The sequence below is a fragment of the Brucella sp. JSBI001 genome (assembly GCF_026014005.1).
Classification (GTDB): Bacteria; Pseudomonadota; Alphaproteobacteria; order Rhizobiales; family Rhizobiaceae; genus Brucella; species Brucella anthropi.
The window spans coordinates 4,221,916-4,230,000 of sequence record NZ_CP110339.1 but is presented as its reverse complement, the minus strand read 5'-3'; the positions used below and the strand labels follow the sequence as shown (position 1 = coordinate 4,230,000).

Sequence of the window (8,085 nt, the reverse complement as noted above, 5' to 3'; positions counted from 1 at the left end):
CATGAGCAGGTTGAAGGTACGGTAACACGTACTGGAGGACCGAACCCATATCTGTTGCAATAGATCGGGATGACTTGTGGCTAGGGGTGAAAGGCCAATCAAACTTGGAGATAGCTGGTTCTCCGCGAAATCTATTTAGGTAGAGCGTCCAGCGAATACCCCCGGGGGTAGAGCACTGAATGGGCTATGGGGACTCACCGTCTTACTGATCCTAATCAAACTCCGAATACCGGGGAGTACTACTGGGCAGACACACGGCGGGTGCTAACGTCCGTCGTGGAGAGGGCAACAACCCTGACCACCATCTAAGGTCCCTAAGTTATGGCTAAGTGGGAAAGGATGTGAGGATCCCAAAACAACCAGGATGTTGGCTTAGAAGCAGCCATCATTTAAAGAAAGCGTAACAGCTCACTGGTCTAAATAAGGGTCTTTGCGCCGAAAATGTACCGGGGCTAAAGCCATACACCGAAGCTGTGGATGCACATTTGTGCGTGGTAGCGGAGCGTTCCGTAAGCCTGTGAAGGGACAGTCGTGAGACATCCTGGAGGTATCGGAAGTGAGAATGCTGACATGAGTAACGATAAAGGGAGTGAGAGACTCCCTCGCCGAAAGTCCAAGGGTTCCTGCTTAAAGTTAATCTGAGCAGGGTTAGCCGGCCCCTAAGGCGAGGCCGAAAGGCGTAGTCGATGGGAACCACGTTAATATTCGTGGGCCTGCAGGTAGTGACGGATCGCGTGTGTTGTAAGGTCTTATTGGATTGATCTTGCAGCGAAGCGGTTCCAGGAAATAGCTCCTGCATATAGACCGTACCCTAAACCGACACTGGTGGACTGGTAGAGAATACCAAGGCGCTTGAGAGAACTGCGTTGAAGGAACTCGGCAAAATGCACGCGTAACTTCGGAAGAAGCGTGACCTCCATTTAGGCAACTAGGTGGGGGTGGCACAGACCAGGGGGTAGCGACTGTTTACCAAAAACACAGGGCTCTGCGAAGTCGCAAGACGACGTATAGGGTCTGACGCCTGCCCGGTGCTGGAAGGTTAAGAGGAGATGTGCAAGCATTGAATTGAAGCCCCAGTAAACGGCGGCCGTAACTATAACGGTCCTAAGGTAGCGAAATTCCTTGTCGGGTAAGTTCCGACCTGCACGAATGGCGTAACGACTTCCCCGCTGTCTCCAACGCAGACTCAGTGAAATTGAATTCCCCGTGAAGATGCGGGGTTCCTGCGGTTAGACGGAAAGACCCCGTGCACCTTTACTATAGCTTTACACTGGCATTCGTGTCGGCATGTGTAGGATAGGTGGTAGACTTTGAAGCAGTGGCGCCAGCCATTGTGGAGTCATCCTTGAAATACCACCCTTGCCTATATGGATGTCTAACTGCGGCCCGTTATCCGGGTCCAGGACCGTGTATGGTGGGTAGTTTGACTGGGGCGGTCGCCTCCTAAAGAGTAACGGAGCGCGCGATGGTAGGCTCAGAACGGTCGGAAATCGTTCGTCGAGTGCAATGGCATAAGCCTGCCTGACTGCAAGACTGACAAGTCGAGCAGAGACGAAAGTCGGTCATAGTGATCCGGTGGTCCCGCGTGGAAGGGCCATCGCTCAACGGATAAAAGGTACGCCGGGGATAACAGGCTGATGACCCCCAAGAGTCCATATCGACGGGGTTGTTTGGCACCTCGATGTCGACTCATCGCATCCTGGGGCTGGAGCAGGTCCCAAGGGTATGGCTGTTCGCCATTTAAAGCGGTACGTGAGTTGGGTTCAGAACGTCGTGAGACAGTTCGGTCCCTATCTGCCGTGGGTGTAGGAATATTGATAGGATCTGTCCCTAGTACGAGAGGACCGGGATGGACGTATCTCTGGTGGACCTGTTGTCGTGCCAACGGCATAGCAGGGTAGCTATATACGGACGGGATAACCGCTGAAGGCATCTAAGCGGGAAACCCACCTAAAAACGAGTATTCCCTATCAGAGCCGTGGAAGACTACCACGTTGATAGGCCGGGTGTGGAAGTGCGGCAACGCATGTAGCTTACCGGTACTAATAGCTCGATCGACTTGATCACTCCCATTTACAATATCCATCGAACAAACTTCGATGAATTTATAGCGCTCACGCCAGTTTGGCTCCGCCAAACGGCTGCGCGGGCGCGGCCTCCGGCCGGCACACAGTCGTGTGCTTATTGTTTATCAGCGTTTATCGCTGAATTATCTGCACGAAAGACAACCAGCTTCTCATATTTGTGTTCTTCGCCGACCTGGTGGTTATGGCGGAGCGGCTGCACCCGATCCCATTCCGAACTCGGCCGTGAAACGCTCCAGCGCCAATGGTACTTTGTCTTAAGACACGGGAGAGTAGGTCGCTGCCAGGTCTGCCAAGAACACAAATCAAATCATCTTCTCAAATACATACAAAACACCCATAGCGCGGGGTGGAGCAGCCCGGTAGCTCGTCAGGCTCATAACCTGAAGGCCGCAGGTTCAAATCCTGCCCCCGCAACCAAATTCCCACAAAAATACACGAAATCTCTCAAGCATAACCGATGTTCGTATCTTTGCGAGCTGGCTCCGGCTTCTCGCAGAAGATCGTTCGACCTAATATCGATGCACGGAAGCGAGTTCTATACGCACGCACCGCAGCGCGCTCATAACCCCAAGGGTGGGCAGCAAAAAGAAACGATCCAGCGTAACAATCCCCCGACAAACGCAACCAGGCACCAGCCCAAAACCAAATCAAAACCCGCCACAACGCGGGCTTTTTTTTGACCAAAGCAGCCGGGGCAGCTGCAAAACTTCCCCGTCCCGATCATAACGACAAACTGACCCGTTTAAGCTATCAAACAGCCTCGTTATCAAAGGAAGACAATCGTGAACCTCGATCGCTCCGCGCTGGCTGATCTCAACATATTCGTGACAATCGTACGCCGCAAAAGCATGAAACTGGCCGCAATCGAGCTCGGCGTAACAACCTCCGCTGTCAGTCATCGTATGAAAAAACTGGAGGCGGATTTGGGTGTGCGATTGCTCAACCGTACGAGCCGCTCCCTCACGCCGACCGAAGCCGGTGCGGCACTCGCGACACAACTTGAAAACGGACTGCGGACGATAGGGGAAGCCTTGGAAGCTCTGACCAGTCAGCGCGACTTTCCATCGGGGCGCATAAGGCTCAACGCGCTGCGTGATGCCGCACGACTGATCATCGCGCCCATCTTACCGCGCTATACGCAAACCTATCCCGACATGCATCTCGACATCACTATAGATGACCAGATGGTTGATATCGTCGCTGAGGGTTTCGATGCGGGGATCCGTTATGGCGACCGGGTGCCGCAGGACATGATCGGCGTTGCGCTAACCGGGCCTTTGCAATGGATTGTGGTTGGTTCTCCGGTTTTGATATCGAGGGCAGGGTGCCCCGAAACGCCGGACGATCTGCTCCGCTTGCCGTGTATAGAGACGAGGCTCGGAGACAATTCCCGATATGCATGGGAATTGGGGAACGGTGCTTCCTTGCGCCGAGTCGATGTGAAAGGACCGATTTGCGCCAATGAAACCGAACAGGCTGTGGAAGCCGCTTTGGGCGGGATCGGCTTTGCCTATTGTCTGGAGCCATTGGTCAAGAACTATCTGGACGCAGGTACACTTGAAGCCGTGCTACCGGACTGGGCTTCCGAAGGTCCGCCCCTGACCATGTATTATCCAAGCAGACGACAGGTTCCATCTGGTTTGCGGCGGCTGATTGATCTCATCCGCGAAGACCAGGGCCTCGCGAAATTGGTGGTCGCTGAGGAAGTCGGATCACGTTAAGAGCCGTTGTTGATTATTCGTCATTCTTTCGTTGAGTAACATTCAGCAGATTAGCATTGCCTCGACTCCCCTTCGGGATCAAATATGCGTCACACCTGTTATGCATGGGATCGGCGCTGTCTTCCATGCGTGGTCAAACCATTTCACTCATGGAGATGCGTTATGCATTATTCTGCAGCGGCTGATCGCTATCAGTCAGATATGCTCTATCGCCGCACCGGTCGGAGCGGCATCGACCTGCCAGCGATATCGCTTGGCCTCTGGCACAATTTCGGTGGCCGGGATGTCTACGAAAACGGTCGCGCGATTCTCCGTCGCGCCTTCGATCTGGGCGTGACCCATTTCGATCTAGCGAACAATTATGGCCCGCCTCCCGGATCTGCCGAAGAAAACTTCGGTCGCATCATGGCCAGCGATTTCCGGCCTTATCGCGATGAGATGATTATCTCATCGAAAGCCGGTTGGGACATGTGGCCGGGGCCTTATGGTGGCATTGGCGGCAGCCGCAAATATCTGATTGCCAGTCTCGACCAGTCGCTGCAGCGGATGGGACTCGATTATGTCGACATCTTCTATTCGCACCGTGTCGATGCCACGACGCCTCTGGAAGAGACGATGGGAGCGCTCGCGCATCTGCATCGCCAGGGCAAGGCGCTCTATGTCGGTATTTCGAGCTATTCGCCGGAACTGACGCTGAAGGCGGCGGCGATCCTGAAGGAAGAGCGCGTGCCGCTTTTCATTCACCAGCCGAATTATAACATGTTCAACCGCTGGATCGAGAATGGGCTTCTCGATACGCTGGATGAGCTGGGCGCCGGTTGCATCGTGTTTTCGCCGCTGGCTCAGGGTTTGCTGACATCGCGCTATCTGAACGGCATTCCGGAAGGTGCGCGGGCGAATCAGGGCGGCTCCCTGAAAGCCAGCGCAGAGAACGAAGAACTGCTGGGGCGCATCCGGGCATTGAACGTCATTGCGGAGCGTCGTGGACAGACTTTGGCCCAGATGGCAATTGCGTGGACGCTTCGCGATCCGCGCGTGACCTCTTCGCTCATCGGGGCAAGCTCGGTCGCGCAGCTTGAAAACTCTTTGGGTGCTCTGAAGGGACTGGAATTCAGTGCCGAGGAACTGGCTGAAATTGACCAGTATGCGCATGATGGCGGAACCGACTGGTGGAAGAGCTCGACTTCGCTTTGAGCGTCAAGTTTAACGAACAAAATGATAAAAGGCCGTACGCTTTGCGTGCGGCCTTTTTGCTGGAGCGCATCCCGAAAAGTGTGAAACGGTTTTCGGGATGCGCTCCAAAACAAATATTGAGAGCGCCGATCTGATTCAATCAGATCGAAATGCGCTCTAGGATTAAGATGCGGCGAAAGCAATTCACGTGGCGAGATGAAATTGCTATAGGCGAGAGGGGTTCACGGCTGGCGCACGATCCCGCGCCAAGTCTGGCCTTCGGGGGAAGTATATTCGAGAAGATGTCGCTGCGGTCTATTAAGGGCAGTTTGAAATATCCGCTGATCCGTGCGGGGCTGGAGGCTATTGCCTTTTCCGGTGCGTCGGCGCTTTTCCCTTCTGCCGGTGGGCGCGGTGTCGTCTTCACGATGCATCACGTCAAACCGGAAGGTGCGACAGATCGGTCAGACCCCAACGCCATTCTTTCGATTACGCCGCAAACGCTTGAAATGGCGATAGAAGCGGCATTGGAAGCGGGCCTTGTGCCGGTGCATTTGCATGACTTGCCGAGGCTGCTTTCCGAACAAGGCAGCACCCGGAAATATGTCGCCTTCACGCTGGACGATGGTTATCGGAACAATGCAGACTTCGCGGCCCCTGTGTTTGCCAGATACAGCATTCCCTACACGATTTTCATCACGACGGGTTTCGTGGAACGCAAGCGATCCATGTGGTGGCGGACCATTGCGGCTCTGGTGACGGAGGCCGACAGTTTCCAGTTCGACTTTGGCGGCGGTGTTCTCGATGTGCGCGCAGCAACTCCGGCCCAGAAATCAGCGGCCTTTGCCCAGCTTGTGCAGTTCATGCAGTGTTTCGATGAAGACGAGGCAGTAGCCCGCATAGACGCAGCTGCACAAACGGTCGGGATCGACGCAATTTCGCTTGTCGATGAATCGGTGATGAACCCATCGGAATTGCGCGCTCTTGCGCTCGATCCGCTTGTGCATCTTGGCGCGCACACTGTCACTCATGTCAATTTACGTCGTGTCGACGACGAAAGACTGGCCAAGGAAATCGCTGACTCGACCGAATCAGTAGAACGCTATGCTGGTTACAGGCCGCGATCCTTTGCCTATCCATATGGATGGAAGGCGGCCGTTGGCGAACGCGAGATCAGGGCGGTTTCAGAAGGCGGGTTCGATGTGGGCGTGACCACCCAGCCTGGTGTGCTGCAGCAAACAGGTGTGATGCCAGCTGCAGCGATTCCGCGTATTTCACTCAACGGCTATTTTCAGAAGAAACGCTATATAAAGGTGCTTGTTTCAGGCCTGCCATTCAAGCTGCTCTAGCAATGGTACACTTCCAGAAACATTGCCCTGAAACACGAAAGGCCGCCTGTCGGCAGCCTTCGTAAAACCTGATCTGAAGAAAAACTGGAGCGGGCGAAGGGATTCGAACCCTCGACCCCAACCTTGGCAAGGTTGTGCTCTACCCCTGAGCTACACCCGCTCGCGCCAGTCATTCCGGAAACCGTTCGTTTCCGTCAGGCAGGCGCTATATGGACCAACGCTCCGGAGATTGCAACAGGGAAATTTGCTTCTTTGTGCAAGATATTTTCCGGTTCCCTCCAAAGCTGTGGATGAAGTCAACGCCCGAGGCGTGTGACGCTGATCAGCGAGGCAAACAGTGCGAAGCCGGATGCGAAGAAGAGAATATAGGGTGTTCCTTCCACTCCCCATTGCGACAGCAGAAAGGCGACGAAAGCCGCCCCCAGCGATTGGCCGAGAAGGCGCGCCGTGCCCAGCATGCCGCTTGCGGCACCGCTGCGTGAGCGCGGCGTCGAGGTAATCATCATGCGATTGTTCGGTGCCTGAAAGAGGCCGAAACCAATTCCGCAAATTGCCATGCGCCAGCATATATCCGGGATCGATGGATGTTCCGGCAACATGCCCACCAGAGCAAGGCCGATGGCGAATATGATGAGCCCAAGCAGGCCCAGAATCGCCGGTGAGTGTTTGTCGGACAGTTTGCCCGAAAGCGGCGCGACGATGGCAAGCGCAATGGGCCAGGGCATCATCAGGAAACCAACCTCGATCGGCCTGAAGCCAAAGACGACCTGAAAGAGGAACGGCAGCGAGATGAACGCCATCATCTGCGCCAGAAACGACATGATCGAAGTGCAGATGGAAAGCGTAAAGACGGGAATGCGCAAGAGGTCGAGCGGCAGCAGCGGATCGGCCATGCGCAGCGACCGCCGTGTGAGGAGAACAGCCGCGGTTACGCAGCCCACCGCCTGCAACAGCACGACGAAGGACCCGATTTCGTTGCCTGCACTGTCGATGGTTGTGACCAGAAGGCCGAAGGTGAGCGCTGACAGGATGGCGCTGACCACGTCGAATTTGCGTGCGGAGTGCTCATTCTCGGGCAGGCTTTTGAGGCCCATCACGACGGCAGCAATGCCGAGTGGAATATTGATGACGAAAAGCCACGGCCAGCTCAGGGACGATAGCATGACACCGGCAAGCGTCGGCCCGATGGTCGACGAAACGGCGACGAAGAGTGCATTGAGGCCGATGGCTGTACCGAATTTCGCCTGCGGCACCGTATAGCGCAAAAGGGCGGTGTTGACGCTCATCAGGCCTGCTGCACCCAGTCCCTGTATGATGCGGGCGAAAGTGAGTGCTTCCAGTGAGCGTGAGAAAACGCAGGCGACGGAAGCGACGGTAAACAATGCCACGCCGCCAAGATAGACACGCCTGTAGCCATAGATTTCACCAAGTGCTGCCAACGGAAGCAGGGTGACCACAATTGCAAGCTGATAGCCGTTGACGATCCAGATCGAGGCAGCAGGACCAGCCGAAAAATCGGCGGCAATCGTCGGGAGGGCGACATTTGCGATAGTGCCATCGATGACGGCAAGCGTCAGACCCACCATCAGGGTTGCCCATGCCCAATAGATTCTCGGCTTAGGCAAACCGTCCGGAGCGACGGACGTGCCTTGATGGATCGCGGTTTCGTGCTTCATATTATGACCAGTATTCGGATTAATATGGCTGGCGCTTCCATGTTCGCCGGAACCGCTTCAAATGCCAAAAATAAAAACA

The 8,085-nt window shown here is 55.2% G+C and carries 4 protein-coding genes, 2 tRNA genes and 2 rRNA genes (1 of these 8 only partly in view); 6 read left to right on the top strand and 2 right to left on the bottom strand.

Features of this window, described 5'->3' with window-relative positions:
• From LJ361_RS20240 to LJ361_RS20215, 6 genes are all read left to right on the top strand, one after another.
• A 23S ribosomal RNA gene (locus LJ361_RS20240) occupies positions 1-2,067 on the top strand; it begins 744 nt to the left of the window's first position.
• A 191-nt stretch (positions 2,068-2,258) separates the two neighbouring features.
• A 5S ribosomal RNA gene (rrf, locus tag LJ361_RS20235) occupies positions 2,259-2,373 on the top strand.
• Between the two features lie 54 nt (positions 2,374-2,427).
• Positions 2,428-2,504 (top strand) — tRNA-Met (locus LJ361_RS20230).
• Between the two features lie 365 nt (positions 2,505-2,869).
• Positions 2,870-3,808: a LysR family transcriptional regulator gene (locus LJ361_RS20225; RefSeq protein WP_151576224.1), complete on the top strand. Its 939-nt coding sequence runs from the start codon at positions 2,870-2,872 to the stop codon at positions 3,806-3,808.
• Positions 3,809-3,970: 162 nt separating this feature from the next.
• Positions 3,971-5,002, top strand: coding sequence for an L-glyceraldehyde 3-phosphate reductase (mgrA, locus tag LJ361_RS20220; protein WP_010659356.1), 1,032 nt, complete (start codon positions 3,971-3,973; stop codon positions 5,000-5,002).
• Between the two features lie 281 nt (positions 5,003-5,283).
• Positions 5,284-6,330 (top strand): polysaccharide deacetylase family protein, encoded by a 1,047-nt coding sequence (locus tag LJ361_RS20215; protein WP_010659357.1) that lies wholly within the window; start codon positions 5,284-5,286, stop codon positions 6,328-6,330.
• Positions 6,331-6,415: 85 nt separating this feature from the next.
• On the opposite strand, the gene LJ361_RS20210 is transcribed toward LJ361_RS20215, so the two are convergent.
• Together LJ361_RS20210 and LJ361_RS20205 are read right to left on the bottom strand one after the other, a co-directional pair.
• Positions 6,416-6,490, bottom strand: a tRNA-Gly gene (locus tag LJ361_RS20210).
• A 136-nt stretch (positions 6,491-6,626) separates the two neighbouring features.
• Positions 6,627-8,006 carry an MFS transporter gene (locus LJ361_RS20205; RefSeq protein WP_010659358.1) on the bottom strand — a complete coding sequence of 460 codons (1,380 nt, stop codon included), beginning with the start codon at positions 8,004-8,006 and terminating at the stop codon, positions 6,627-6,629.
• Between the last annotated feature and the right edge of the window lie 79 nt (positions 8,007-8,085).